Annotated in this window: 23 protein-coding genes; 3 read left to right on the top strand and 20 right to left on the bottom strand. The window is 66.3% G+C overall.

The window, feature by feature from the left end:
• From AC5RV1_RS13575 to AC5RV1_RS13555, 5 genes are all read right to left on the bottom strand, one after another.
• A partial coding sequence (locus AC5RV1_RS13575) for an allophanate hydrolase (protein ID WP_493994913.1) occupies positions 1-1,364 on the bottom strand: 1,364 nt, incomplete at its 3' end.
• On the bottom strand, positions 1,361-5,152 hold the full coding sequence (uca, locus tag AC5RV1_RS13570) for an urea carboxylase (protein WP_493994912.1): 3,792 nt from the start codon (positions 5,150-5,152) through the stop codon (positions 1,361-1,363). The genes AC5RV1_RS13575 and uca, both read right to left, overlap by 4 nt.
• Entirely contained in the window at positions 5,149-5,826 is a 678-nt protein-coding gene (locus AC5RV1_RS13565) for an urea amidolyase associated protein UAAP2 (RefSeq protein ID WP_493994911.1), read from the bottom strand. The genes uca and AC5RV1_RS13565 overlap by 4 nt, the downstream gene beginning before the upstream one ends.
• Complete coding sequence (locus AC5RV1_RS13560) at positions 5,823-6,704, bottom strand: urea amidolyase associated protein UAAP1 (protein ID WP_493994910.1); 882 nt, start codon at positions 6,702-6,704, stop codon at positions 5,823-5,825. Before AC5RV1_RS13560 ends, AC5RV1_RS13565 begins: the two co-directional genes overlap by 4 nt.
• Before the next feature lie 60 nt (positions 6,705-6,764).
• The gene (locus AC5RV1_RS13555; protein ID WP_493994909.1) at positions 6,765-8,267 is read right to left on the bottom strand and encodes an amino acid permease; all 1,503 of its coding nucleotides are present in this window, start codon (positions 8,265-8,267) and stop codon (positions 6,765-6,767) included.
• A 226-nt stretch (positions 8,268-8,493) separates the two neighbouring features.
• Between AC5RV1_RS13555 and AC5RV1_RS13550 the strand changes: the two genes are divergently transcribed.
• Positions 8,494-9,162 carry a TetR/AcrR family transcriptional regulator gene (locus tag AC5RV1_RS13550; RefSeq protein ID WP_493945994.1) on the top strand — a complete coding sequence of 223 codons (669 nt, stop codon included), beginning with the start codon at positions 8,494-8,496 and terminating at the stop codon, positions 9,160-9,162.
• 74 nt (positions 9,163-9,236) lie between these two features.
• Positions 9,237-10,073, top strand: a complete 837-nt coding sequence (locus AC5RV1_RS13545) for an alpha/beta fold hydrolase (protein WP_493945993.1) — start codon at positions 9,237-9,239, stop codon at positions 10,071-10,073.
• Positions 10,074-10,139: 66 nt separating this feature from the next.
• Here AC5RV1_RS13545 and AC5RV1_RS13540 read toward each other — a convergent pair whose 3' ends face one another.
• The 3 genes from AC5RV1_RS13540 to AC5RV1_RS13530 form a co-directional block, all read right to left on the bottom strand.
• A complete protein-coding gene (locus AC5RV1_RS13540) occupies positions 10,140-11,618 on the bottom strand; it encodes a DHA2 family efflux MFS transporter permease subunit (RefSeq protein WP_493994908.1) in 1,479 nt (492 codons plus the stop codon).
• A 181-nt stretch (positions 11,619-11,799) separates the two neighbouring features.
• Complete coding sequence (locus AC5RV1_RS13535) at positions 11,800-12,366, bottom strand: type 1 glutamine amidotransferase domain-containing protein (RefSeq protein ID WP_493945991.1); 567 nt, start codon at positions 12,364-12,366, stop codon at positions 11,800-11,802.
• A 201-nt stretch (positions 12,367-12,567) separates the two neighbouring features.
• Positions 12,568-13,158 carry a TetR/AcrR family transcriptional regulator gene (locus AC5RV1_RS13530; protein ID WP_493946391.1) on the bottom strand — a complete coding sequence of 197 codons (591 nt, stop codon included), beginning with the start codon at positions 13,156-13,158 and terminating at the stop codon, positions 12,568-12,570.
• A 208-nt stretch (positions 13,159-13,366) separates the two neighbouring features.
• On the opposite strand from AC5RV1_RS13530, the gene AC5RV1_RS13525 reads away from it, so the two are divergent.
• Entirely contained in the window at positions 13,367-13,630 is a 264-nt protein-coding gene (locus tag AC5RV1_RS13525; protein ID WP_493945990.1) for a hypothetical protein, read from the top strand.
• A 56-nt stretch (positions 13,631-13,686) separates the two neighbouring features.
• Here the strand turns inward: AC5RV1_RS13525 and AC5RV1_RS13520 are convergent, their stop codons facing one another.
• The 12 genes from AC5RV1_RS13520 to ftsH all read right to left on the bottom strand — a co-directional run bounded on the left by AC5RV1_RS13520 (position 13,687) and on the right by ftsH (position 24,872).
• Positions 13,687-14,397 (bottom strand): ANTAR domain-containing protein, encoded by a 711-nt coding sequence (locus AC5RV1_RS13520; RefSeq protein ID WP_493994907.1) that lies wholly within the window; start codon positions 14,395-14,397, stop codon positions 13,687-13,689.
• Positions 14,398-14,406: 9 nt separating this feature from the next.
• Positions 14,407-15,105 carry a GAF and ANTAR domain-containing protein gene (locus tag AC5RV1_RS13515; RefSeq protein ID WP_493945988.1) on the bottom strand — a complete coding sequence of 233 codons (699 nt, stop codon included), beginning with the start codon at positions 15,103-15,105 and terminating at the stop codon, positions 14,407-14,409.
• Positions 15,106-15,840: 735 nt separating this feature from the next.
• Positions 15,841-16,758 (bottom strand): pantoate--beta-alanine ligase, encoded by a 918-nt coding sequence (gene panC / locus AC5RV1_RS13510; RefSeq protein ID WP_493994906.1) that lies wholly within the window; start codon positions 16,756-16,758, stop codon positions 15,841-15,843.
• Between the two features lie 2 nt (positions 16,759-16,760).
• Complete coding sequence (locus tag AC5RV1_RS13505; protein WP_493945986.1) at positions 16,761-17,654, bottom strand: Rossmann-like and DUF2520 domain-containing protein; 894 nt, start codon at positions 17,652-17,654, stop codon at positions 16,761-16,763.
• Positions 17,647-19,179, bottom strand: a complete 1,533-nt coding sequence (locus AC5RV1_RS13500; RefSeq protein WP_493994905.1) for a PH domain-containing protein — start codon at positions 19,177-19,179, stop codon at positions 17,647-17,649. Before AC5RV1_RS13500 ends, AC5RV1_RS13505 begins: the two co-directional genes overlap by 8 nt.
• 62 nt (positions 19,180-19,241) lie before the next feature.
• Positions 19,242-19,754 carry a PH domain-containing protein gene (locus AC5RV1_RS13495; RefSeq protein WP_493945984.1) on the bottom strand — a complete coding sequence of 171 codons (513 nt, stop codon included), beginning with the start codon at positions 19,752-19,754 and terminating at the stop codon, positions 19,242-19,244.
• Entirely contained in the window at positions 19,735-20,283 is a 549-nt protein-coding gene (locus AC5RV1_RS13490) for a DUF3180 domain-containing protein (protein WP_493994904.1), read from the bottom strand. Before AC5RV1_RS13490 ends, AC5RV1_RS13495 begins: the two co-directional genes overlap by 20 nt.
• Positions 20,280-20,825 (bottom strand): 2-amino-4-hydroxy-6-hydroxymethyldihydropteridine diphosphokinase, encoded by a 546-nt coding sequence (gene folK, locus AC5RV1_RS13485; RefSeq protein ID WP_493945982.1) that lies wholly within the window; start codon positions 20,823-20,825, stop codon positions 20,280-20,282. Before folK ends, AC5RV1_RS13490 begins: the two co-directional genes overlap by 4 nt.
• Positions 20,822-21,214, bottom strand: a complete 393-nt coding sequence (gene folB / locus AC5RV1_RS13480) for a dihydroneopterin aldolase (RefSeq protein ID WP_493945981.1) — start codon at positions 21,212-21,214, stop codon at positions 20,822-20,824. The genes folK and folB overlap by 4 nt, the downstream gene beginning before the upstream one ends.
• Before the next feature lie 8 nt (positions 21,215-21,222).
• Positions 21,223-22,143 (bottom strand): dihydropteroate synthase, encoded by a 921-nt coding sequence (folP, locus tag AC5RV1_RS13475; RefSeq protein WP_493994903.1) that lies wholly within the window; start codon positions 22,141-22,143, stop codon positions 21,223-21,225.
• Positions 22,144-22,153: 10 nt separating this feature from the next.
• Positions 22,154-22,798: a GTP cyclohydrolase I FolE gene (folE, locus tag AC5RV1_RS13470; protein ID WP_493994902.1), complete on the bottom strand. Its 645-nt coding sequence runs from the start codon at positions 22,796-22,798 to the stop codon at positions 22,154-22,156.
• A gap of 10 nt (positions 22,799-22,808) precedes the next feature.
• A complete protein-coding gene (gene ftsH, locus AC5RV1_RS13465) occupies positions 22,809-24,872 on the bottom strand; it encodes an ATP-dependent zinc metalloprotease FtsH (protein ID WP_493946390.1) in 2,064 nt (687 codons plus the stop codon).
• Positions 24,873-25,090 lie beyond the last annotated feature (218 nt).

Here is a 25,090-nt window from a genome sequence, read left to right as displayed (position 1 = left end):
GACGGCGCACGGCCGGCAGACTGCGCGGCTGCCGGCGCCGCCCCCTGGGCGAAGAGTGCGGGAACGTCCGGGGTTGCCTCCAGCAGGCGCGCGATGTGGGCGGCAACAGCATCTTCGAAGGTCCTGCCCACCACGGTCACGCCGAACTGGGCACCGTCCACTTCACCGGCAGGCACAGCCACCGCGCACAGGTCGAACAGGTTGCAGAAGTTCGTGTACGTGCCCATCAACGAGTTCACGCCCACAGGATCAGCGGCTACCTCGGCGAGGGTGGGATGGAAGGGCGCGGTGGGGATCAGCAGGGCGTCGAACCCGTCCAGCCGTGCCATCGCCTTTCGCTTCAGTTCTTCCAGCTTCGCGGTGTCGTTGACGTAGCGGTGGGCGGGCACCATGCCCGCAGCCCGGATGATGCGTTCCACTGTGGGATCGATGCCCGCCTGAGCGTCCGCATCGGCGCCGGCTGTTTCAAGGAAACCGCCGACGGCGGCATAGCGCTCCGCCACCAGCGCACCGTCGTACAGCAGCCGGGCGGCCTCAAGGAAGGCATCAAATTCGATGGCTTCCGTGTCCACTCCCGCATCCCGCAGCCGGTTGATGTTCCGGTGGAATTCCGCCGCCCAGGCCTCCGGCAGTCCCGGCAGGGTTGCCGGATACGCTATCCGCGGTTTTTCCGGCGCGGCCAGCCGGATGTCCGCCGGCCAGGCCCGGGCTCCTCCCGCCATGACGCCCATGGCGAGCTCGGCGGTGGACAGCTGGCGGGCGAAGATGGTGACGGCGTCCCAGGACCGGCAGGCCGGCACCACCCCGGCCATGGAGACGACATGCAGCGTCGGTTTGATGCCCACGATTCCCTGCAGCCCCGCGGGCACGCGGCCTGATCCTGCAGTGTCCGTTCCGATGGCGATATCCGCCAGCCCCAAAGCCACGGCGACGGCCGAGCCGGAGCTGGAGCCGCCGGAGATAAAGTCCGGACGGCGGGAGTCGCAGACTGCACCATGCGGGCTTCGCGTGCCTACAAGGCCTGTCGCAAACTGGTCGAGGTTGGTGGCCCCCAGGACGAGGGCACCGGCGGCACGGAGGCGGGCCACTGCTTCCGCATCCTTGTCCGGCTGGTAAGCGAAGCCGGGGCACGCCGCCGTCGTCGGGATCCCTGCTACGTCAACGTTGTTCTTGACGGCGAGCAGGAGCCCGGCGAGCGGCAGGTCCGCCCCACCGGCAGCGGCCGTGTCAATGGCGGCAGCTTCGGCCAGCAGTTCGTCCGCACTACGGAGGGCGATCCAGATCTCGGGGCGATCCACTGCGTTCAATGCGGTGAGGGCGGCCTGGACCCGCCTGGTGGCAGCGCCGATGGTTCCGTTGCTCATACTGCTGCCGCTTCCAGTTCTGGTGCTTCCAGCGTCGGGGCTCCCGGGACTGCGCCCGGAGTTACAGGCTCGGTTTCGGCACCCAGCCCGCCAAGGATCACCACCGCCTCACCCGCAACCACCTGCGAGCCCGCAGTCGGCAGGACCTGCAGGACCACGCCGTCGCACGGCGCTTCGAGCACGGTTTCCATCTTCATGGCCTCCAAAGACACCAACGGCTGCCCCCGCACCACCCGGTCCCCTACCGCCACGTCAACTTTCCAGACGCTGGCAGCAAACGGTGCGGAGACAAGGGATCCGCCCTCGGGAACGACTACTTCGTCTGCATCCGATGACACGACGGCGGCAAGCGCGTCCGCGCGGTCAAACTCCCCGGCGTCGGCCCAGGCCTGCCGTTCCACCGCGAACGCCGCGCCCTGCTTCTCCCGGAACGCCGTGATGGACTCCCGGTTTTCCTCCAAAAACACCTCGTGGTCAGCCAGCGAGAATGTGCCGTCCTCAATTTCCACGCCGCGGCCCCTGCCTGCGGCCATGTCCGCCCGCAGGTCCAGGAGTTCCTCGGGGCTGACCGGGTACCAGGAGATGCGGTCGAAGAAGCGGAGCAGCCACGGCGAGCCCGGCTCAAACGGGGCGGAGTCCGCGTACCGCGACCAGACCTGCGTGGTGCGGCCCACGAACTGGTAGCCACCGGGCCCTTCCATGCCGTAGATGCACATGTACGCTCCGCCGATGCCCACCGCGTTCTCCGGTGTCCAGGTGCGGGCCGGGTTGTATTTGGTGGTAACCAGACGGTGGCGTGGATCCAGTGGGGTTGCCACCGGGGCGCCAAGGTAGACGTCGCCCAGCCCCAGGACCAGGTATTCGGCATTGAAGACGGTGTCAAACACCTCGTTGACGGAGTCCAGGCCGTTGATCCGCCGGATGAATTCGATGTTCCACGGGCACCAGGGGGCGTCGTCGCGGACACCTGCCATGTAGCGTTCGATCGCTTCACGGGTGGCGGGATCGTCCCAGGAGAGCGGCAGCCGGACGGAGCGGCTGGGAACCACCAGCTCCGAGCTCGCCGGCAGCGCGGCCTCAACTTCCTGGACGAGGTCCAGCAGGCGCTTGGTGGACAGGACGGACGGATCCACCTTGATCTGCAGGGAGCGGATCCCGGGGGTGAGGTCCACTATTCCCGGCACGCGGAGCTGCTCAAGGTGCTGGTGCAGCGCGTGGACCCTGGCCCGGAGCCCAAGGTCCAGGACCATCTCCCCGTACTCGACCAGCAGGTTGTCGTCCCCGGACCGGCGGTAGGTGACCGCGGGCCTGCCGGAACTTTCCGGCACGCGGCCCAGCACGCCGTCGTCGCCATCCCCCCGCGCCGTGCGGCTGGCAGGTGCCGATGCGTGGGCGCCTGCTGCCGTGAGCCGGGAGATGTCCGGGGACCAGCCTGCGCCGCCCGGCAGCACCAACTGCCGGCCAGGTCCCAGATCCTTGGCCGACGGCGCCTGGCGCACCGGAATGGGTACGAACCGGACTTTGTCGCCGGGCCGAAGCTGGCCGAGCTTCCAGCGGTCCGCGGTGACTACCGTGACCGGGCAGACGAACCCGCCCAGGCTGGGCCCGTCGGGACCGAGCAGGATGGGTGTGTCCCCGGTGAAGTCCAGGGCTCCCACCGAATATGCGGTGTCGTGGATGTTGGACGGGTGCAGGCCGGCTTCGCCGCCGTCGGTCCGGGCCCAGCGCGGTTTGGGGCCGATAAGCCGGACACCGGTGCGGGCGGAGTTGAAGTGGACCTCGTACTCGGAGGCGTAGAGCTCTTCGATGTCCTCACGCTGGAAGAACTCCGGTGCGCCGTGCGGCCCTTCCGCGACGGTCAGTTCCCAGGCTGAAGTCAGTGCAGGCCTGCTGTCCAGCGGTACGGCTGCCACCGGCGCTTCTTCACTATTTGCGGCTCCGGAGACGGCCGGGGCAACTGCGCGGAGCACGTCGCCTGCGCGAAGGACGCGCCCGGCATGGCCGCCGAACTGCCCGAGGGTGAAGGTTGAGGCGCTGCCCAGGTACTGCGGGATGTCCAGGCCGCCCTGGAACAGGATGTAGCCGCGAAGCCCGTTGCCGCCGGCGGTCCCGACGTCGAGCGTTCCACCCGCGGGGACCGTGACAGGTGCCCAGGTGGTCACCTCCGTCCCGTCAACTGTCACTGTTACCTCAGTGCCGGTGACGCAGACAGTGGTGCGGTGCGTAAAGGTCAGGCTGGGGCCGGTCATGGTGAATTCCAGGCCGGGAGCACCCTCCGCGTTCCCGAGGGCGGTGTTGCCGAGCCGGAAGGACAGGTCGTCCATGGGCCCGCTGGGCGGTACGCCGATCTGCCACAGCCCTGTCCGGCCCGGCCAGTCCTGCACGGTTGTCTGCAGGCCGGGGCGGCCCACGGTAATGCGTGGCTCCGGGTCCCCCACGTTATCCAAAGTGCTCGTGGAGTGTTGTACGGCACGGACCACGTCCAGTCCCGTTGCGGCGCGGAGCAGGCCGAGGTTGGTCTCGATCCCGTCGATGCGGGTGCCGGCGAGCGCGGTGGCGAGCCGGTCAAGGGCTTCGGAGCGGTCTGCCCCGGCGGTGATGATTTTGCCCAGGAGCGGATCGTAGTTGGTGGAAACCTCGGTGCCGGTCTCGGCCCAGGCGTCCACGCGGACGTCCCCGAACGCGGGATAGACGGCGTTGGTGACGGTGCCGGCGCTGGGCTGGAAGCCGCGGGCGGGGTCCTCGGCGTAGACGCGTGCTTCCACGGCGTGGCCCGAAACCGGCAGGCTGTCCGGTACTTCCGCGAGGACCGTTGCGGCCTCGGTGCCGCCCTGGGCCAGGCGGAGCATCCATTCCACCAGGTCCACGCCGGTGACGGCCTCGGTGACAGGGTGCTCTACCTGGAGCCGGGCGTTGACTTCGAGGAAGGAGGCCTCGCGGCGGACGGAATCGTAGACGAATTCCACGGTTCCGGCGGAGCGGTAGTTGAGGGACGCGCAGAGGGCACGGGAGCTGCGGTGAAGTTCCTCGCGCAGCTCCTCGGTGAGGTCCGGTGCGGGCGCTTCCTCAAGGACCTTCTGATGGCGGCGCTGGAGGGAGCAGTCCCGATCACCGAGGCTGACCACCCGGCCTTCGCCGTCGCCGAAAACCTGGACCTCGACGTGCCGGGCGTTTTCGACGTACCGCTCAGCGAACACTCCGGCGGTGCCGAAGCTGGCGCCCGCCAGGCGGGCCACGCGCGGGAAGCTTTCCACAAGTTCGGCCTCCGTGCGGCAGACCGTCATGCCGATTCCGCCGCCACCGCCGGTGGCTTTGAGCATCAGCGGGAAGCCAATTGCGGCGGCTGCCGCGACGGCGCCGTCCACGTCCGCCAGCAGCCCGGACCCGGCGATCATCGGCACTCCTGCCGCCCGCGCAGCATCCCTGGCGGTGTGTTTGGTGCCGAAAATGCGGAGCTGTTCGGCGGTGGGTCCCACAAAGACCAGGCCCGCGGCCTCGACTGCCTCTGCGAAGGCGGCGTCCTCGGACAGGAAGCCGTAGCCGGGGTGGATGGCTCCGGCACCGGTGGACCTGGCCGCTTCCAGCAGCGCATCCACGCGGAGGTAGGATTCCTTCGCCGGCGCGGGCCCGAGGAGCACTGCTTCGTCCGCCAGCCGGACGTGCTTGGCACCGCGGTCCGCTTCGGAGAACACGGCCACCGTCCGGAGTCCCAGCTTGCGGGCGGATTCGATGATGCGGCAGGCGATTTCGCCGCGGTTGGCAATCAGGAGGGTGTCGAAAGTGCTCACAGGGCTGCCTCCGGCCGGGTGACGATCATGCGGACAGGGGTGGGGTTGAAGCCGTTGCACGGGTTGTTGATCTGGGGACAGTTGGACACCAGCACGAGGGTGTCCACTTCTGCCCGCAGTGCCACGCGCTTTCCGGGTGCGGAGAGTCCGTCGACAATGCCCAGGGCGCCGTCCGGGTCCACCGGAACATTCATGAACCAGTTGATGTTGGACACCAGGTCCCGCTTCCCGAGTCCCCAGCGTGAGCCCTCGATCAGGAAGTTCTCCACGCAGGCGTGCTGTTCGCGGGTGTGCTGCCCGTAGCGGAGGGTGTTTGATTCCTGGGAGCAGGCCCCGCCGATGGTGTCGTGGACGCCCACCTCGTCTGCCACTACGGTCATCAGGGGAACTCCCGTTTCCGCCCGCAGGACCGAACCGGTGGTCAGGACGATGGACTGCTGCCGGGCGATGGTGACGGCGGCGGAGTAACGGACGGTGGTGTCAACCGCGGCGTACAGCAGGCAGTCCACGGCCTGGTTGCCTTCCAGGTCCACGATGGTCAGCACGTCTCCGGCAGGGATCACTGCGGACCAGGGGCCGCGGGCTTCGACGAATTCGTCAAGGACCACTTCGCCCGGTGTGAGGGCAAGGTGGCGGGCGTCCGCGATGGGATCGGTGTAAGTGGCGGTGTTCATCGGGCGTTCCTTGCGGTCAGGTCGTGTTCGGTGTTGTGCAGTGCCTGCAGGTGTTCGGGTGCCAGGGGCCCGGTGAGGGTGCCCTCTCGCAGCGCTGCGAGGTCTTGCGGCGCGTGCCAGGCAACGATGTCGACGGCGGTTCCGGTGAAGTCTGTGCGCGGGTCCAGCGGGTGCGCTGTATTGGCAAGGACCAGGACCGCATCCATCTGGAGCAGAAGTTCGACGGCCGCGCCCGTGCCGGCACTTCCGGTGAAGGTGATACTGCCGGAAGGGTCAACGCTGGCTCCCTTGAACAGGGACAGCGACGGTGCCACGTCGCGGGGACCCAGGCCACTCTTAAGGGCGCCAAGCGTGAGCAGTTCCCGGGCGGCCGGAGATGCGCTGTGGGCGGTTCCTGCACCGTACCTTGCCGTGTTGCCTTCAAGTGTGGTGGCCCCGGTCAGGGCGTCGTGCCGGGTCGAGCTGTCAGCGACGATCGTGGCAATCAGCCGGCCGGCGTCGGAAAGGAGCGGGTGGCCTGCACCAGGGTAGGCCTGCCAAGGGACCTTGACGGTGTCAGCGATGTTGAGCCGTTCGTGCAGGGCTCCGGCGCGGTAGAGCAGGGCATGCACGCAGGCATCCCCCTGGGTATCCGTGAGCCTGATCCTGGTGCCGCGGGCCAGGGCCATGGTGGTGTAGCGGCCGAAGGCCAGGGATTCCGCCCAGGAAAGCTCGGCGATGGCGCCTTCAGGAAGGCCCGCCGTCAGCCGTGCCGGGGCGGAATCAGCCGGAACGAAGCGCATGGTGTCAGTTGTCCTGCCGTGCTGCTCCCTGGCGTGGGCACGGGCGCCAGCGGTGGTGGCCGTACCGGCTGCTGGGCTTTCGGTTACTTGTGTCATGTCAGTCCTATTGGTCCGCGTGGTTGCGTTAGTCGGAAAGCTGGTGAAGTTTTGGGTGGCTTAGGCGTTGGCGGCCAGGTTCCTGCGCCGGACCCAGAGTCCAAGGAGCAGGACCACCGCCACCATGAGCGGTGCTGAGTAGAGGAGGATGCCGTTTTCACCAGTCGGGTCGTACACCTCGGGCCGGGGCCAGGCGAGGTTGACCACCATCAGCGCTCCGTAGAGGACGGCGAGGATGTTGACGGGCAGGCCCCAGCGTCCCAGCGAGAAGAGTCCTGCCGGCAGGGTCTGCCCTACCCGGTTCCAGTCGCCCCGGAGCCGGTTGAGCAGCTGCGGCACGGTGACCAGGAGGTAGGCGATGTAGACCATAACGATGCAGACGCTGCAGAGGGTGGTGAACAGGGCGGCGTTGCCTACGTTGATGGCCAGCACGCCGACGGCCAGGGCGCCGATGACGATCGAGGGCCACATGGGTGTCCCGCGGGTGGGATGGACAGAGGACAGCAGCGCCGAGGCCGGGAGTTTCCCGTCGCGTGCCATGGAGAACACCAACCGCGAACCGGCTGTCTGGATGGCAAGGGTGCACACAAAGATGGCGATGGCCACGTCCACCAGAAGGACCTTGCCCCAGAAGGTGCCCAGGACTGCGGTGAGGACGTAGGGCAGGCCTTCAGTGGCGAGCCGGCCGTCGTCAAGGCTTGGTGCGGCCATCAGGGCGGTGATGATCATCAGTGCTCCGCCGATTCCGGAGATGAGCAGGGCCGAAAGGATGGTGCGCGGCGCGGTACGGCGGGGGTCCTTGGTCTCCTCGGAAAGCTCGCCGGCGGAGTTGAAGCCCACCATGACGTAGGCGGCCATCAGTCCGGATACCAGGAAGGCTCCTACCGCCCCGAGGTCCGAGCCCTGGAGCACGGTGGTGTCCGCAACAACGTCGGGCCCGCGCTGCGCGGCGCTGATGAGTGCAAGGATGACGGCCACGACGCCGACGATTTCGCAGGTGACGCCGACGGAGTTGACGTGGGCCATGAGCTTGACGCCGAGGGAGTTGATAATGGTGGTGGCCACGAGGAGCACTGCTCCCAGGATGACAGCGTTGGCAGCGCCGGTCACGGTATTCAGCGCCGGATCACCGCCCACTATCTGGAACCCGTCCCAAAGCTGGGGGAGCACCACCTGCAGGGCGATCGCAGCGGCGGCCGCGGTAACTACTTGGGCGATGGCCATGAACCAGCCGGCGAACCAGCCCACGCCCTCGCCACCCACACGGCGTGCCCACTGGTACACGGCTCCCGACAGCGGGTAGCGGGCGGCGAGTTCCGCGAAGTTCAGGGCCACAAGAAGCTGGCCCACTAGCACCACCGGCCAGGTCCAGAAGAAGGCCGGCCCGGCGAACGAGTAGCCAAAGGCGAACAGCTGGAAGATGGTGGTCAGGATGGACACGAAGGAAAAGCCGGCGGCGAAGGAAGCGTAGCGGCCGAGTTTCCGGTGAAGCGTGGGCTCGTAGCCAAGGGACGTCAGGTCCGCATCGTCCGCATGGACGGTGGGAAGAACGGTTGAGGTCATCGGATTCTCCGGGGGCTGGAACGGCGTTGGGGTGGAGCCTTCCGGTAGTGCAGCACTCGGCCGATGGCTGCGGAATACCGGTCACTTGATAGTTTTCCAGCGTGATGTCCCCAACGAGTTTCGCCTCTGTAAAAGGCACATAGACATCTTGTTTCCGCTGTATTTCCGTCCCCTCACCTCCAGCCGGAGCGCCGAAAGGCCCGGATGCGGGTGCAAGAATGATGCGGTGACTTCAGCCGGACCGGGGAGACCCCGCAGCCAACAGCCCTCCAGGCCCGGGGCCACCGCCCGTGACGAAATCCTGGACGCGGCGGCCGAGCTTTTCACCACCCAGGGGTTCGCCAACACGTCCACCCGCTCCATTGCCGATGCCGTGGGGATCAGGCAGTCGTCGCTCTATCACCACTTCAAGACCAAGGACGACATCCTCGAAGACCTGCTGGAGGGCACCGTGCTGGGCGGGCTGAAGTTTGCGCGTGCGGTGGCGGAGCTGCCAACTGAAGGGCCGGCCGGAAGCCGGCTCCACGCCGTCGCGCTCTACGACGGAACGCAACTGTGCAGCGCCCGCTGGAACCTCGGAGTCCTCTACCACCTGCCCGAGGCCCGCAGCGCGCGCTTCGCGCGTTTCCTCACGGACCGGCAGGAGCTGCGCAACCTGTACCGGGAGCTGGGAGCGGCGTTGTCCCCCGGTGACCCGGCAGTCGCTCCAGGAGGCGATTCCGGCGATCTCGCCTTCCGCCTGGTCGAATCCCTGATTAACCTTCGCGCTGACGGAATGGCGACATCCGGCTCGCCGCTGCAGGCGGCTGATGCCGGTCTTATCCTCTGCGGGCTTGGCCGGGAGCTGGCCGCCATTCGCGAACAAAGCGCCGCGCTCATCAAAAGCCTCGGCTGACAGCCCTTGTGCACCTCAGGCGGGTGACGGTGTCCATGGTGCCTGTGTTCAGGTTGCTCGGCTAGGCTCGGAACATGACGCGTGAGAACATCAGGACCCCCGACGGCGGCACTCTGGAGCTCTTCTCCACGGGTGGGGAGCTTGCTTCCGCCGGTTCGGGCGTTGTTATTGTCCCGCCCTCAATGGTGACCGCTGCGGACTACACGAGGTTCGCGCAGAAGCTCAGTGCAGCGCTGGGCCGTCCGGTCCACACCTTCAACCGCCGGGGCCGGGGTTCCTCATCGCCCCAGCCCGAGGACTACACCCTTGATGTGGACATCCGCGACCTGGCGACGGTCATGAAGCACACGTCCAGCACGGACGTGTTCGGCCACAGCTTCGGCGGCGCCGTTGCCCTTCACGCCGCCCGCACACTCCCGGTGGAACGGCTCGCTGTCTATGACCCCGCCGTCTCCGTGAACCACAGCGTCAAGGCCGACTGGACCGCCGAGTACGAGCGCGCCGCCGCTGCCGGGGATGACGACCGCGCCCTTGCTGTCCTGCAGCGCGGCCTTGAAGCCGGCGGCGCCTTCTCCTCCCGCATGCCGCTCTCCATGCTGACGCTGGCCAACAAGCTGACCGCCGGGACATCTGAGGGTAAACAACAGCGCGAGATGATGAGGACCGGCGTCCGGGAAATCAAGGCGATCATCGCCGCGGACATGCCGGCAGAGCCGTTCCTGGAACTGCCGCTGGAGACGCTGATCGTGGTGGGCGAGAAGAGCCCGGCCTACTTCGGGGTGGCCTGCGGCCAGATCCACGACGTCCTCTCAGGCTCCAGCTACACCATCCTGCCCGGCCACGGCCACGACGGTGTCATCAAAGCCCCGGACCGGCTGATCAAGGAACTTGCCGACTTCTACGCCGGCTGACCCAAGTAAGTAGCGCCAAGTGTCGTTTTGGGCGGTCAAAACGACGCTTGGCGCTACCTGGTTGGGTCAGTGGCCGGGAGCGTGCCCCGGGCCGGCACCTTCGGTCTTGCGCATCATCGCTGAAAGCACGACGGCGGCGAGGGCTATGACGGTCGCCGTCAGGAAGGCGGCGCTCATCCCTGCAACAAGGCCCGACGTCGCGGAAACGACCGCGAAGATGGACACCAGCAGGGCGGTGCCCGCGGCGCCGGCCACCTGCTGGGTGGTGCTCATGATGGCGGACCCGTGCGAGTAGAGGTGCGGCGGAAGCGGGTTCAGTCCGGTGGTGAACGCCGGGGTGAAGAGCAATGCCAAACCGAAACTCAGCCCCACGTGAAGGGTGACGATCCATGCCACGGAGGTGCCGGCGTCGAGCATTGAGAACTGCCAGAGGGCCAGCACCATGAGGATGGAGCCGGTGATGGTGAGCGGCAGCGGCCCTACCTTGTCGAACAGCCGGCCGATGACCGGTCCCAACAGGCCCATCGCCAGGCCGCCGGGGAGGAGCGCCAGGCCGGTCTCCAGGGAACCAAGGCCGCGAATCTCCTGGAGGTACAAAGGCAACAGGATGACGCCGCCGAACAGCGCCATCATTGCCACCACCATCAGCAGGACCGAAACGGTGAACATACGGAATTTGAAGGCGCGCAGGTCCAGCAGGGGGGCTTCGGCCTTCTGCAGGCGCACCTGGCGAAGGACAAATGCCGTGAGGCCGACGATACCGATAACCAGAGCGGTGATCGCGACGGCGCCCGGGCCGGCCTGGCCGCCGTGGCCGCCGCCGATCTGGCTCAGGCCATAGACCAGTCCGCCGAATGCCGGGACGGTGAGGACAACGGAAAGTGCGTCCAGCTTCGTCTTCTCCACCTCACCGATGTTGGTCAGGTACTTCGCACCAATGGCAAGGGCGGCCAGGGCCACTGGGAGGACGAACACGAACATAAAGCGCCAGGTGAAGTGTTCAAGGATCAGTCCCGAAACCGTGGGGCCCATGGCCGGGGCCACCGAGATTGCGATGCTGACGTTGCCCATTACGGCGCCGCGCTTGGCCAGCGGAACCAGGGTCAGGATGGTGGTCATCAGCAGCGGCAGCATGATGGCCGTCCCGCCAGCCTGGACGATACGGGCCAGCAGGAGCAGCTCAAAGCCGGGAGCTACTGCCGCGAGGGCGGTACCGCCGGCGAATAGGCCCATGGCCAGCATGAACACAGCCCTGGTGGACAGGCTCTGCAGGATGAATCCGGTGGTGGGGATAACCACGGCCATGGTGAGCATAAAGCCAGTGGAGAGCCACTGGACGGTGGGCGCGTCCACCTGCAGTTCCACCATGAGCCGCTGCAGGGCGACGTTCATGATGGTCTCGTTGAGGATCACCACAAACGTTGCCACCAACAGTGTGCTGATGATGGTCACCGATTCGCGGGACATCTTCTCCGGTGCGGCGGGCTTGGTTCCTGCAGCTTTGACGGACTGGCCGCTGGCGTTCGGAGAAACTTCGGTAGACATGCGTGTTCCCTCAGGGAGTTGTGGAAGTGGTGCGCGATAAGCGTCGCTGCAGACTCCAACACTCTACCGCTTGGAGTAATTCCTCCTCGCGGAATTTTTCTTTAACCCTGAGGGAACACTGGGGATTGAGAAGGCCGGCAAGGCCCGGCCTTTGAGGCCAGCCTTGCCGCCGCTGCGGAGATCAGGCGGTCTGGCCGGCGTGCTGGCCCTCCGAGATTTCCTCCACCAGTTTGCCGTTGAAGGCCGGGAGGTCATCCGGGTTGCGGCTGGTGACCAGGCCCTGGTCCACCACCACTTCCTCGTCCGTCCAGTTGGCGCCTGCGTTTTTTAGATCCGTCTGGAGGGTGTGGTAGGACGTGAGGTTCCGCCCGCGCACCACTCCGGCTTCAATGAGCAGCCAAGGTCCGTGGCAGATGGAAGCAACGGGCTTGTGCTGTTCGAAGAAGCTTCGGGTGAAGCTTTGGGCGTCCTTGTCCACGCGGAGGTGGTCCGCGTTAACTACGCCACCGGGAAGGACCAGGGCGTCAAAGTCGGAGGCGTTCGCCTCGGCGACTGTTAGGTCGACGTCGAATGTGTCACCTTTTTCGGTCCCTTTGTAACCCTGCAGCTTTCCGCTCTTGGGGGCCACCAGGAGGGGTTGCCCGCCGGCGTCCTTGACTGCCTGCCAGGGGCTGGTGAGTTCAACCTGTTCGACGCCGTCCGTCAACAGGAATGCGACCTTCTTGCCTGCGATGCTGTGTTCTGACATTCTTTCCTCCTCGCTGGGGGCGGACGCCGCCTTGGGCGATACGCGCGCGGCGGTGCCGCTTCGAGAGTCCTTTGCCTGACGGTTTCCAGCCTAGGAAGGCGGAAAGTAATAAGCAAGCTGAGTATTCTTAGGCCATCCTGCGGCGACGAGAGGCTGGACTGGCACGGGAAAATGCCAGTGCCCCGCTACCTGATGGTTGAGCTAGCTCCGGTGGTGCTCGATCAACCAGCCGGCCATCTGCTGTGCGCGCTTGGCCGCCTGCATGTCGCCCTCGGTAGCAGAGATAATGGAGCCCTTCATGAGGATGTGCCAGGACCGGGCAAACTCCTCGGGACGTTGGAGTCCTGCTTCTTCAGCCAGGACCTGCACATGCCCCCGGATCTTGGCGAGGTAATCGATGCTCGCCTGGCCCAGCGGATGGGCCGGGCCCATCTCCAGCAGGACGTTGATGAAGGAACAGGCTTCAAAATCCTCGCTGAGGAACCAGTCGCCGAAGACGTCGAAAATGGCCAGAAGCTGATCGGTGGGAGTTTCCCCCCTCCGACGCGCCCCCGAGACTATGGCGTCCACGGTCCACTGCTTGTCCCGCTGTTCAAGGAAGGCAAGGACCAGGGAGTCTTTGGAGGGGAAATGCCGGTAAAAAGTTGCCTTGGCTACCCCGGACCGCTCGATCAGCTCGTTGACACCCACGTCACGCACTCCGCGGCGGGAGAAAAGTTCGTAGGCCACGGACATGATCCTGGCCACGGATTTGGCTGCCCCGCTTTCAGGCGCAGCAGCTTCGGTAACCATGGGTGAAGGAGCCGCCGCGGGAAACGTGGCTGAAGAATCGTTGTCCACCGCTGCCGGTGGAAGTTCCGCTTCTGGATACATGGCCTCTCCAGTTTACTCGCCGTTAGGGAAGACAGACCGGTCTTTCCCCCTGTAATGTTTATTCCAGAGCAGTGCTTACGACGCCGTAGGGGCCCCGGCCGCTTCGGACTGGTGCAAGGAGGCCCCGATGTCAGCAGAGCGGATGTTTCAGAGTGTCCCCTCGGACCCTGATCCCTGGATGTCCGGCGATACGCCTGCCGAAGTTCGTCAGCTCGCCCTCGAGTCGCTTCGGTGGCAGGCGCAGGAGATCATCGACGAAGTGCTCTGCGGAAAGACACCCGGCGATGACCTGGCACGGGCCCGGCTGCGCCGCTGCGTCGCACGGCATCCAGGCAAACCCGAGCAGGCGTTGCTGGAGCAACTGGTGTGCAACCGGGAGTTGCTGGGTTAGGGGCGGGCCCGGCCTACTGGCAGGTCCGGCTTACTGGCAGGCCCGGTAGGGTCCGGCTAAAGGGTCAGGCTCCGGTCCACAATACGGCCGGCTGTCTCATGAAGTCCTTCATTGTGGGCACGGGCATGGTCCCGTAGCAGCCTGAACGCCTCGTTCATGTCCACCCCGGACGTGTGCGCGATGACTCCCTTGGCCTGTTCAATCAATACCCGGCTGTTCAACGCCCGCTGCAGCTGCTCGTTGACGACGGCCGCCTCCCGGATGGTGCGTTCGTGAATGAGGCTGATGGTGGCGACGTCGGCCAGCGCCTGTCCGATTGCCGAATCCTCTTCTGTCAGTGACCCCGGGCTGGAGCCGAAGAGTCCCATCGCGCCGATGGTCCGGCCGTGGATGCGCATGGGCACCGCATGCACCGAACGGAAGCCCTGGGACAACGCCGCGGCCTTGAACTCAGGCCAGCGGGCAAGGGATCGAACGTCGTCCACCTCCACCACAAGACCAGTGGCATAGCACTCAACGCAGGGGCCTTCCCCGGCGCGCAATTGGAGGACCTCCACGAGCTGGCTTTCCTCACTCGTTGACGCCAGAACCTGCAGTTCCCCATTGGGATCAGCCAGCACCAGCCCGGCAGCCGCCACATCGAGGAGCCCTACGGACTCTTCGACCAAGGTGTGCAGCAGGTCCAGAACGTCATAGTCCGCAACCAGGGTGTCCGTGAGTTTCACGAACGCCACGCTGACGCGCTCCGCGCGGGTAGTTGATGGCATGGCGCTATTTTACTGCAGAGGGCTGGCCTGAGGGCCGTTTCTGGGGCCTGACTCGAAGGACAACCGGCCTTCAATGACCGCGCCGGCCGTCTCCCGCAGGGTGAGGTCGTGGGCGAAGGCATAAGCCCGCAGCATCAGCAGCGCGTCCGCCGCACTGGCGCCGGATTGGGCAAGGACCATACCCGTGGCCTGGTGAATTTCACGGCGCGACATAAGGACCGGATCCGCGGCTGCATCCGCCTCCGGTGAGCTGACGGTAAGGATCTTTCGGAGGAGGCACCACGAGGTCTGGCCGGCAAGCATAGCCGCTGTTGCCTGCTCAGTCCTGCTGAGTGTTCCCGGTACTGAATGGTAGAGCTCCACTACACCCAGGTCCGCGGCCCCCACCGTCAGCGGGAAGACAAACAGCGCAGCTGCGTCCGTGCCGCTGATCGCCTTGTCAAACATGGGCCAGTCAGGGTGCAGCACGGACTGGGCATCCGGGACGAGCACGGGCAGCCGGGTCCGGACGGCCCGCCAGCGCGGTCCTTCACCCAGACTGAACTGAAGTTCGTCAAGGCGGGCAGCCAGGGCATCGCTCGCACACACCAGTGTTTCAGCCGTGGCACCGCCGAAGAGGGAAACAGCAGCGCCGGTAACGGGCAGTTTGGCGAGATAGGGGCGACACAGGTCTTCTTCACCCGCGGCAAGCCCGGGTGCAACATCCATTGTGAGCCCCTGATCCCTGATTCGGTCCGCTGGCGCAGAGCCGGCTGCTGGCTGAACCGGAACGGCGTGTCCTCACCTAAGGATACTCACCGTCTCTGCCCAGTTTACTTACACAGAATGAGGGCCGCTTTTCGAATTGGCGCGGCTGGATCTCTCCGTCAGGTGGGCAAGCAGCGCCTGCTCAGGGTGGCCGGGATGATTGGCAACGCACGAGCGCAGTCGCAGCTTGATGTCGGCAAGCCCGGGAGAAGGATCATCAAGGATTGAGCTGATGATCTCGAGCGCCTGCACTCCTATCGGGCTTAGGTGGGGCGTCACGGGATGCAACCCTGATGACGTCCGACCGCGACTGGGCGTGGGGGTGGGGAGAGCAATTTCATGACTTGTAGACATCGAGGTCTCCAACAGGGATTCTGTCCCTGGTTGAGCTGATCATGGGAATCTGCTTCTGAAATGGACGTGGCACGTCAGCCACAGGGAGAAATGCACGGTGCATCCGTGCCCGCTGCAGGCACGAACGCGGCTGGGCCGGATGTTGGACGGCCGGGCAGCACAATGCACATAGGCAAATACGGTGTTGGAGTATGGGGTGCCCGCGCAGATAGTTGGTCCTCCTGGTCGCCGAAATAAGGCGATGCCAAGGTCTGGGGCAACAATTTGAGCATACCGGAATGCCCGCCCCGCCAACAGGGGTGGTGGCCTAGTGAAGACCGCCGACCTGCCGTTGGCGCCCGGCTATGAACTCAATGGGAGGTTATCTATCAGCCGCACCGGTCCCACCTTCGCAGCTATTATCGCCAGGGCTTCACCCCGGAACGGTGTCTCGCGGCAGTTCTCGGCCAGCGGTTCCAAGGTGGCCGGGTCAACAACATCGAAGTAGTCCAAACCCACCAGCGGCTGGGACTCCACCATCTCCTGCGCCGACCCAAGATCCAGCGGCTCCCGGGCCTTCGCCCGCTCCTCCAGCAGCCGCAGTGCGCGGAACAGCACCAGTGCCGCCTCGCGCTCTTCCCCGGACAGGAAGCGGTTGCGGCTGGACAGCGCCAGCCCGTCGACGGCACGCACGGTGGGCACTGCCACGATTTCCACCGGGAAGTTCAGGTCGGCCACCATCCGCCGGACCAGCGCCAACTGCTGGGCGTCCTTCTGCCCGAAGTAGGCGCGGTAGGCGGGCAGGCCTGCCTCCGCCACGCCGGAAGCGGGCAGCCCTGCCCCCGGGATTCCATAGTGCAGCAGCTTGGCCACTACCGTGAGGGCGCCGTCGAAGTGGCCCGGCCGTGAAGCACCCTCCCACTTCTCCCCCAGCACTCCGGAGGTGATCCGCACCAGCGGCATGCCGCCCGGGTACACCTCGTCCACCGTCGGGGCAAAGGCCAGGTCGACTCCCTGCTCTTCAAGCAGGGCGAGGTCGGCGTCGAGCGTCCGCGGGTAGCGGTCCAAGTCAGTGGCGTCGCCGAACTGCAGCGGGTTGACGAAGATGGTGGCCACCACAACATCGTTCTGTTCGACGGCGGTCCGGGCCAAGGCGGCATGCCCCTGGTGCAGCGCACCCATGGTGGGCACCAGGCCCTGGGAAGTCCCGCGCTGGGACGCCAGGAGCCGGGCGCTCTCCGCGTGCAGGTCGGCAACAGTTGTGACTAGTTTGATGGGCATTCTCAGTCTTCCTCCGGTTCCAAGGCCTTGCGCAACTCCCGCAGCTGGTCAGGTTTCAGCAGCCCGCGCCCCTCGGCGCGCAGGGCTGTGGCCCGCGCCATCGCCAGGTACGCCGCGAGCACGTCCCCCTGCCCGCCGCCGTCGAACTCCCGCAACGCCTCGGCATGCGCCTTCACAGTTCCCGTGTCGCCGCGGGCTACCGGGCCGGTGAGGGCGGACTCCCCGGAGGCCAGCGCGTTCTCCAGGGTTGCCCGCAACAGCGGACCCAGCATCCGCTCCGGCGCCTCCACTCCCACCTCAGCCAGCAGCTCCGAAGCCTGCGCCACAAGGGTGACGAGATGGTTGGAACCGTGCGCCAGGGCCGCGTGGTACAGCGTCCTGTCCGCCTCGGCAATGGCCACCGGCTCTGCGCCCATTTCCACTACCAGCGCCTGCGCGATGGGCAACATGGCGGCATCCGCGGTGACGCCGAAGGTGCAGTCCAGCAGGCGGGTCAGGTCAAGGCTCATCCCGGTGAAGGTCATGGCCGGATGCAGGGCAAGCGGGACGGCCCCCGCAGCCCGCACCGGATGCAGGACCCCCACCCCGAACCGGCCCGACGTGTGGGCGACCAGTTGGCCGGGCTGCCACGCACCCAGTTTCGCGAGGCCGTCCACGAGGTCCGGCAGGGCGTCGTCCGGCACCGCCAGCAGCACCAGCTCGGCACGCTCCACGATGTCCTGGACTTCCAGGACAGGGACCCCGGGAAGCAGCGTTTCCGCCCGTTCACGGCTTGCTTCGGAAACCGCTGAGACACCGACGACGGCGTGTTCGGCCGCGCGCAGGGCGGCGCCCAGCACCGCGCCCACCTTTCCTGCGCCGACAATTCCGACGCCGAGGCGTCCGGGTTTAGCCATGCTGCGGGCCTTCCTGGGTTGGGACTGGGGTATCGGCGGGCTTGGTTTCGGCAGGCTTGGTTTCGGCGGGCCGGGTTGCAGGCTCAACCCCTGGAGCTACCTGCCGAAGCCATTGCTCAGTGGTCTGCCGCTTTCGTGCCAACCGGGCGCGAGCCGATTGTTCGTCGAAGAGCGCCATCGCCTGCCGCACGTCTGCCTGCCGAAGGCGCGGCGTGACAGGGCCAACCGTGGTGTGCAGCAGCAGGTCGGCTACCCTGAACCGGCGTGCCAGCGGGCCCTGGTGCAATGCCATGGACTGGGTCCGCTGGTGCGGCACCACCACGAGCTCCCGCCACCAGCGGCCTGAGCGGATCAGCAATGCGGTGTCCGTGGCCGTGAATCCGTTCCGGCGCCATCCCAGCGGTGCCAGGAGGCGGGCGCTGCGCGGAGTGGTGACGAAACCGCCGTCGGTATCCAGCCCGTGGAGCCCGGCACCGAACACCACGGCGGGCTGCGCCGTGCCGGGATCCGGAAGCATCAGCGCGAGGATCGACATCACGTCATCGAGCCTGCCCACCGGCAGCAGGGTGGTCCGGCCCGAGCCCTCGCCGGCGCTTTCAATGATGCCGTAGCCAGCCACGTTGACCTGGATCCGGTACCAGCCAAGCGCCCGCCAGAGCGGCGGCTGGATAACTTTCAAAGCTTGGATCCGGCCCGGCGGAAGTGTCTGGGCCTGGGTGTCCAGCAGTCCGTAGCGCAGCCGAATGCCATCGGGCGAGATGGCCGCCGTGAAGTTGTACCCCTTGTTGAACAGCCCCCAGTAGCTGGCTGCCAGGCCGAGCGCAGCGGGAATCAGGTAGAAGTAGAACGCTGCATTGCCCGTGACGGCAGTCAAAAAGACGGATGCCGCGGCGCCCAGCACCACAATGACGCTCTGCTCGCTGAGCAGCAGGGAACCGACAAGGCGCGACGGCGGCACGGACAGTACCGGAAACTCCGGCGCCTCGGGTGCCGGCTCTTCCGGGCGGGAAGGATCAAGGGTCACCCCGGCTGCCCTGGCCAGGATGGTGGCCCGGAGCTGGCGGGCGTCGTCCATCTTCAGGTAGGCCAGCCGGACGGCGGACTCTCCTGCGTCGGCCACCTCGAACTTGAGCTCGGCCAGGCCAAAGATCCGGGCCAGCAGGGGCTGCACGATGTCGATGGCCTGGACGCGGTCCAGCCGCGCCTGGCGCTGCTGCCGGAAAATGAAGCCGGTGTTGACCCGGACGTAGCCACCAGACACTTGGTACTTGGTGAAGTACCAGGTGAGGATAAAGCCCAGCACCGCGATGAGCAGCATCACGGCGCCCCCGGCCAGCAGGAACGGTGCCCGGCCGGCGAATTCATCTTCGAGGATGGGCCTGCCCTGCAGCGCCCGCTCAAAAAAGTCCCGGCCGACGAAAAAGCCGATGGCGGCAAGGGCCACCCAGCCGCGCACGAAGGGGGACGCCGGGTGCACCCGCAGCCATTCGCCGCCGGCCGCGGTGCCGGGCGAAGGGTCCGGCACGGCGCTTTCGGAGGCAGGGACAGTGGCAGGGCCCCCCGGCTCAGGACGCGGCCCCTCTGCCGTCACAGTCCTGCCAGCCTGGCTTCGCCCCGGGCAGCGAGCTGCTCGCGCAGCCGCGCGCCCTCCGCCGCGGGCAGCCCAGGGATCTGGGCGTTCGTTCCCGGCGAGGCGGTGTGCAGCTTCAGCGTGCAGAGGCCAAGTCCGCGTTCCACAGGCCCTACTCCGATGTCCACGTACTGCATCCGGCCGTAGGGTACGGCCATGGTGCGCTGGAAGAAGATGCCGGTCCTGACCAGCAGGTCATCGTCCCGTTCGGCATACCCGATGGCCCGCACCTGGCGCGGGATCAGCACCAGCCGCCAGATGGCGAGGACGAATGCAACGGACGGGACGGTGACGGCCAGCCACAGCGGCGGCCAGGCCCAGACGTCCATGAGCACCAAAACCAGGGGCAGTGACAGGAGGAGGACGGTGATGAGGTTCCCCAGCGCCCACTGCACCAGCCGGACAGTGACGTATTTGGGTGACACCCGCTGCCAGACGATTCCCGGCGGGTCAATCGCCTCGGTATGCATATTCGCCTTCCCCCGCGGCTTCCCCGCGTACCGCGCGGCCCGGTTTTCCGTCTGCACCCGTGGTGTCGCCGTCCTCCGGCGGGATCCTGCAGAACCGTTCAACCAGCAGTCCCACCACGATCATCACCAGTCCGCCACCGGCCATCGCCAGCGCCATCCAGGTGATGCTCTGGTTGCTGCGCAGGCTCCAGATCCGCAGCTGGTCCAGGAAGATCCCCACATGCCAGCCGAGCAGGACCGTCCCGGCATAGGCACAGGCCTGGGCCAACACCAGCGTCCGGGCTGCGAGGAGCGGATCGAGCACCTTTTTCTTTTGCGTGCTGTTGGGCTTGTTGCTGTTGCGCCACCGCAGGACCCGGATGCCCAGGGTCAAGGTAATGGCGACAATGACGCCCATGGTGGCCAGCGCCGTAAGCGGCAGGACCGGAGTGGCCATGCTGTAACGGCTCGTCACCACGGTAGCCGACCAGCCGGCCACGGCCAGGATGAAGCCGATGAGCAGGAGGCGCAGCGGATTGATGGGTTTCATCGGTCCTCCACCGCCCCCGCGGTGGGCAGGCCGTCAAAGTCGCCGAAGCCGTCGAACGGCGCGAGGTCGCCAAAATCCTCCGCCCACGCAGCCAAAGTGCTGATGCGTTCGCCGTCCAGCGTGGCAGCCGGCTCAATGAGCGACCACGGGTAGAGAACGAAGGCACGGGTGGCGGCGCGGGGATGCGGCAGGGTCAGGACCGGATCATCGCTGCGGAGGTCGCCGTAGGTGATGATATCGACGTCGAGCGTACGCGGCCCCCAGCGCACCTCCCGCACTCGGTGGTGCTTGTTTTCCACAGACTGGCAATGTTCCAGCAGCTCGTGCGGGGTCAGGTTGGTTTCCACCGTGATGACCATGTTCAGGAAGTCCGGCTGGCCGGACGGTCCGCCGACGGCCTTGGTCTGGACAATGGGCGACACAGCGAGGAGGCGGATCTCCGGCGGGTCAACGAGATCCGCAACCGCCTCGGTCAGTGTCTCGTTGCGCTCACCCAGGTTGCTGCCCAGTGCCAACACCACCTTGGAATAACCGGAGTTCATGGTCTTTCCCCCTGGACTGGACTCTCCCCGTTGTTCCGGGCACGGTGGACGCTGACGGCCACATCCCCGAAGGGCACCTCGATGGGCGCCTGTGGCTTATGCACCGTGACGTCCACGGCTTGGAGCCGGAATTCATTCAGCAGGCTGTCCGCGATCCGGACGGCCAGCGCCTCTATCAGGTTCAGCGGTTCCCCCGATATCCACTCAGCAATACGCTGAGCCACCTCGCCGTAGTGCGCGGTGTCCCGGACGTCATCGGATTCCGCCGCCTTGGCGAAGTCCAAATAAAGCACCGCGTCCACAACAAAAGGCTGCCCCTCGCGGCGTTCAAAATCAAAGACGCCGTGATGGCCGACGGCGGTGACGCCGGTCAGCGTAATCCTGTCCATGGCTGGGCCTACTGGCTGGTTCTTGGGGCGGCCATGCGCGCGGCAACCTTGACGGCGTCCAGGCTGGGGCCGACGTCGTGCACGCGTACGGCCCAGGCGCCGCGGTAGGCGCTGATGGCAGTGATCGCCGCGGTGGCAGCATCCCGCTCCTGCGGGGCAGCGGATTTACCAGCCACCGTCAGCAGGGTGCCGAGGAACCGCTTGCGGGAGGCACCCACGAGGATCCTGTGGCCCAGGCTTTCCAGCTGGTCCAGGTTCTGCAGGAGCTCCCAGTTCTGGGCATCATTCTTGGCGAACCCCAGGCCTGGATCGATGATGATCTGTTCCTGGCTGACCCCGGCGGCGTAGAGCTTGTCCCGCACCCCGGCCAGTTCAGCCACCACTTCGCCGGCAACGTCCTTGTACTCCGCCAGGGAGTTCATGGTGCGGGCGTCACCACGGCGGTGGGTGAGGATGTACGGGGCCTTGGAGGACGCCACGAGCTCGGCCATCTCCGGTTCAATCGTGAGGCCGGAGACGTCATTGATGATGGCGGCGCCGGCCTGAAGGGCGGCGGCTGCCGTGGAAGCGCGGACGGTGTCGATGCTGACAAGGGCACCGGCTTTCACGAGCGCCTCGATCACGGGGATCACACGCTGTTGTTCTTCTTCCGGGCTGACGTCCTCTGCGCCGGGTCGGGTGGATTCCCCGCCGACGTCGATGATGTCCGCGCCGGAGTAGAACATCCGGAGGCCGGCCGCTATGGCGGTGTCCGCCGTCGCATGCTTGCCGCCGTCGCTGAAGGAGTCCGGGGTGACGTTGACGATGCCCATCACGAGGGTGCGGTCGATTGGCAGGTCTTCAAAACGGGCCACCGGCCGCGGTTTGCGCAGGATGGGCAGCGGAGAGGTTGCGGGGCCGGTTCCCGGCGCTGCAGCTAGTGAATCCATGGTTTGATGATTACCTTCCGAGGATGAGGCTCATGGCTTCGGCACGGGTGGCCGGGTCATGAAGCTGCCCGCGGACCGCACTGGTGACGGTCTTTGCTCCGGGCTTGCGGATACCGCGCATGGACATGCACATGTGTTCGCATTCGACGACGACGATCGCGCCGCGGGGCTTGAGGTGGTTGACCATCGCTTCGACGATTTCCGTGGTGAGGCGCTCCTGCACCTGGGGCCGGCGAGCGTACATGTCCACCAGCCGGGCCAGCTTGCTCAGCCCGGTCACCTTGCCGTCGTGCGAGGGGATGTAGCCTACGTGGGCCACTCCGTGGAACGGCACCAAATGGTGCTCGCAGGTGGAATAGAACGGGATGTCCTTGACCAGGACGAGCTCCTCATGGTCAAGGTCAAAGGTGGTGGCGAGGATCTCGGCCGGGTCGTGGTGCAGCCCGGCAAACATCTCGGCATAGGCCTTGCCCACCCGCTTTGGGGTGTCCACGAGGCCGGCGCGGTCCGGGTCCTCTCCGATGGCCAGGAGAATCTCACGGACCGCTGCCTCGATCCGGGGCCGGTCCACTTTCTGGTGTTTGGAGTGGTGGGCGCCGCCTTCCGCCAGATGTACGGCGGAGGCGGGAACGTCGTCGTCGTCGAAGTGGGTCACGGTAGAAAGCTTAGCCGCGAAGGGCGTCAGGCCCCGAGTCGGGGATGCCTCCCTGGAACGGGGCGTCCTCCGGGACTCCCTGCGGATGCGGCGGCTGGGCGTCCAGCGGCTCGTCCAGGCGCGCTTGCTTGGCTTCCTCCTGGGCCTCGCGCTCCGCCTTTTCCTGGCGGGATTCCACCGGCCCGGCCGTGTGGACCGGGCGGGTTTCCTTGGACAGCCACACCTCGCGGAAGTCACGCTTGCGGATGTCACGGAAGATGTCGGCGATCTCGGACTGGTTCAGCGTTTCACGTTCCAGCAACTCGAGGGCCAGGCGGTCCAGGACGTCCCTGTTCTCGATGAGGATGGCGTAGGCCTCGTCATGGGCCTGGTCAATCAGCCTGCGAACTTCCTCGTCCACCACGTATGCAATCTGGTCCGAGTAGTTGCGCTCGTGCCCGGCGTCGCGGCCCAGGAACGGCTCTCCGCCGCCCTGGCCCAGGCGCACGGCGCCAACTCGTTCGCTCATGCCGTATTCGGTCACCATCTTGCGGGCGGTGCCGGTGGCCTTTTCGATGTCGTTGGAGGCACCGGTGGAGGGATCGTGGAAGACGATTTCCTCGGCGACGCGGCCTCCCATGGCGTAGGCCATCTGGTCCAGCAGCTCGTTGCGGGTCACTGAGTACTTGTCGTTCTCCGGGACCACCATCGTGTAGCCGAGCGCACGGCCGCGGGGAAGGATGGTGATCTTGGTGACCGGCGCAGAGTTCCGCAGCGCGGCTGCCACCAGGGCGTGGCCGCCTTCGTGGTAAGCGGTGATCTTGCGCTCGTGTTCCTTCATTACCCGGCTGCGCTTCTGCGGGCCGGCCATGACGCGGTCGATCGCCTCGTCCAGAGCGCGGTCATCAATGAGGTTGGCATTGGAGCGGGCGGTAAGGAGGGCCGCCTCATTGAGCACGTTTGCCAGGTCCGCACCGGTGTAGCCGGGGGTCTTTTTGGCCACCGCCTTGAGGTCCACTCCGGGCGCCATGGGCTTGCCCTTCGCGTGGACCTGCAGGATCTGGTCGCGGCCGATCAGATCCGGCGCATCCACGCCGATCTGGCGGTCGAAGCGGCCCGGACGCAGCAGCGCGGGGTCCAGCACGTCGGGACGGTTGGTGGCAGCGATCAGGATGACGTTGGTCTTGACGTCGAAGCCGTCCATCTCCACCAGGAGCTGGTTGAGGGTCTGCTCACGTTCGTCGTTGCCGCCGCCGATGCCGGCACCACGGTGGCGGCCCACCGCGTCGATTTCATCCACGAAGATGATGGCGGGCGAGTTCGTCTTGGCCTGCTCAAAAAGGTCGCGGACACGGGAGGCGCCCACGCCGACGAACATTTCCACAAAGTCCGAGCCGGAGATGGAGAAGAAGGGAACGCCGGCCTCGCCTGCGACGGCCCGGGCGAGGAGGGTCTTACCGGTGCCGGGAGGGCCGTACAGCAGCACGCCCTTGGGGATCTTGGCACCAACAGCCTGGAACTTGGCCGGCTCCTGCAGGAATTCCTTGATCTCCTGGAGTTCCTCCACAGCCTCGTCGGAGCCTGCCACGTCAGCGAACGTCACCTGCGGCATGTCCTTGCTGACCATCTTCGCCTTGGACTTGCCGAACTGCATGATCTTGGAGCCGCCACCCTGCATGCGGGTCATGAGGAACCAGAAAAGCGCGCCCAGGAGGATGACCGGAATGAGGAGGGAGAGCAGGCCGGAGAACCAGTTGCTTTCGATCGGCTGGTCCGTGTAACCCCCGCTGGGTGCGGAAGCGGTGACAGCCCGGACAACGTCCTGGGCGCGGGCATCAACGAAGAAGAACTGGACGCTCTTGCCCTTGTCCTGCCCGTCCAGCTGATAGTTTTCCTTCAGCACGAGGTCAACGCGGTTTTCACCATCGAAGATCTTTGCCTGCTCAACGTTATCGCCGGCGAGCAGTTCGAGGCCCTTGTCAGTGTCAATCCGTGCGGCACCGCCGGGAGCCAGCGTTGCAAAAGCCACCAGGAGCATGCCGATCACGACGACGATCCAGATGCCCGGGCCCTTGAAGAAGTTCTTAGCTTTCATCTGTGTCGGGGGCTGGCCCCGTCCCTCCTGGTAGTGCTGCACGGCGAGAAATCTGCGCGCGTGATGGTGCTGCGTCAGCTTCTAGCTATACACCGTCCGGAGTAGATCACGCATGGTGCCGGGCAAAAGTTCCCTCTGGGCGTAGTGGCCGCCGCCACTCGGGCAGGAGGCTGCACGGGCCTGGAACCGGGGGCGCCGGCATCATCTGCCCCCAGACA

It is taken from the genome of Arthrobacter sp. Hb9-2 (genome assembly GCF_059091165.1).
Note: the sequence above shows the minus strand (reverse complement) of the source record. Positions and strands in the feature narration are given on the sequence as shown.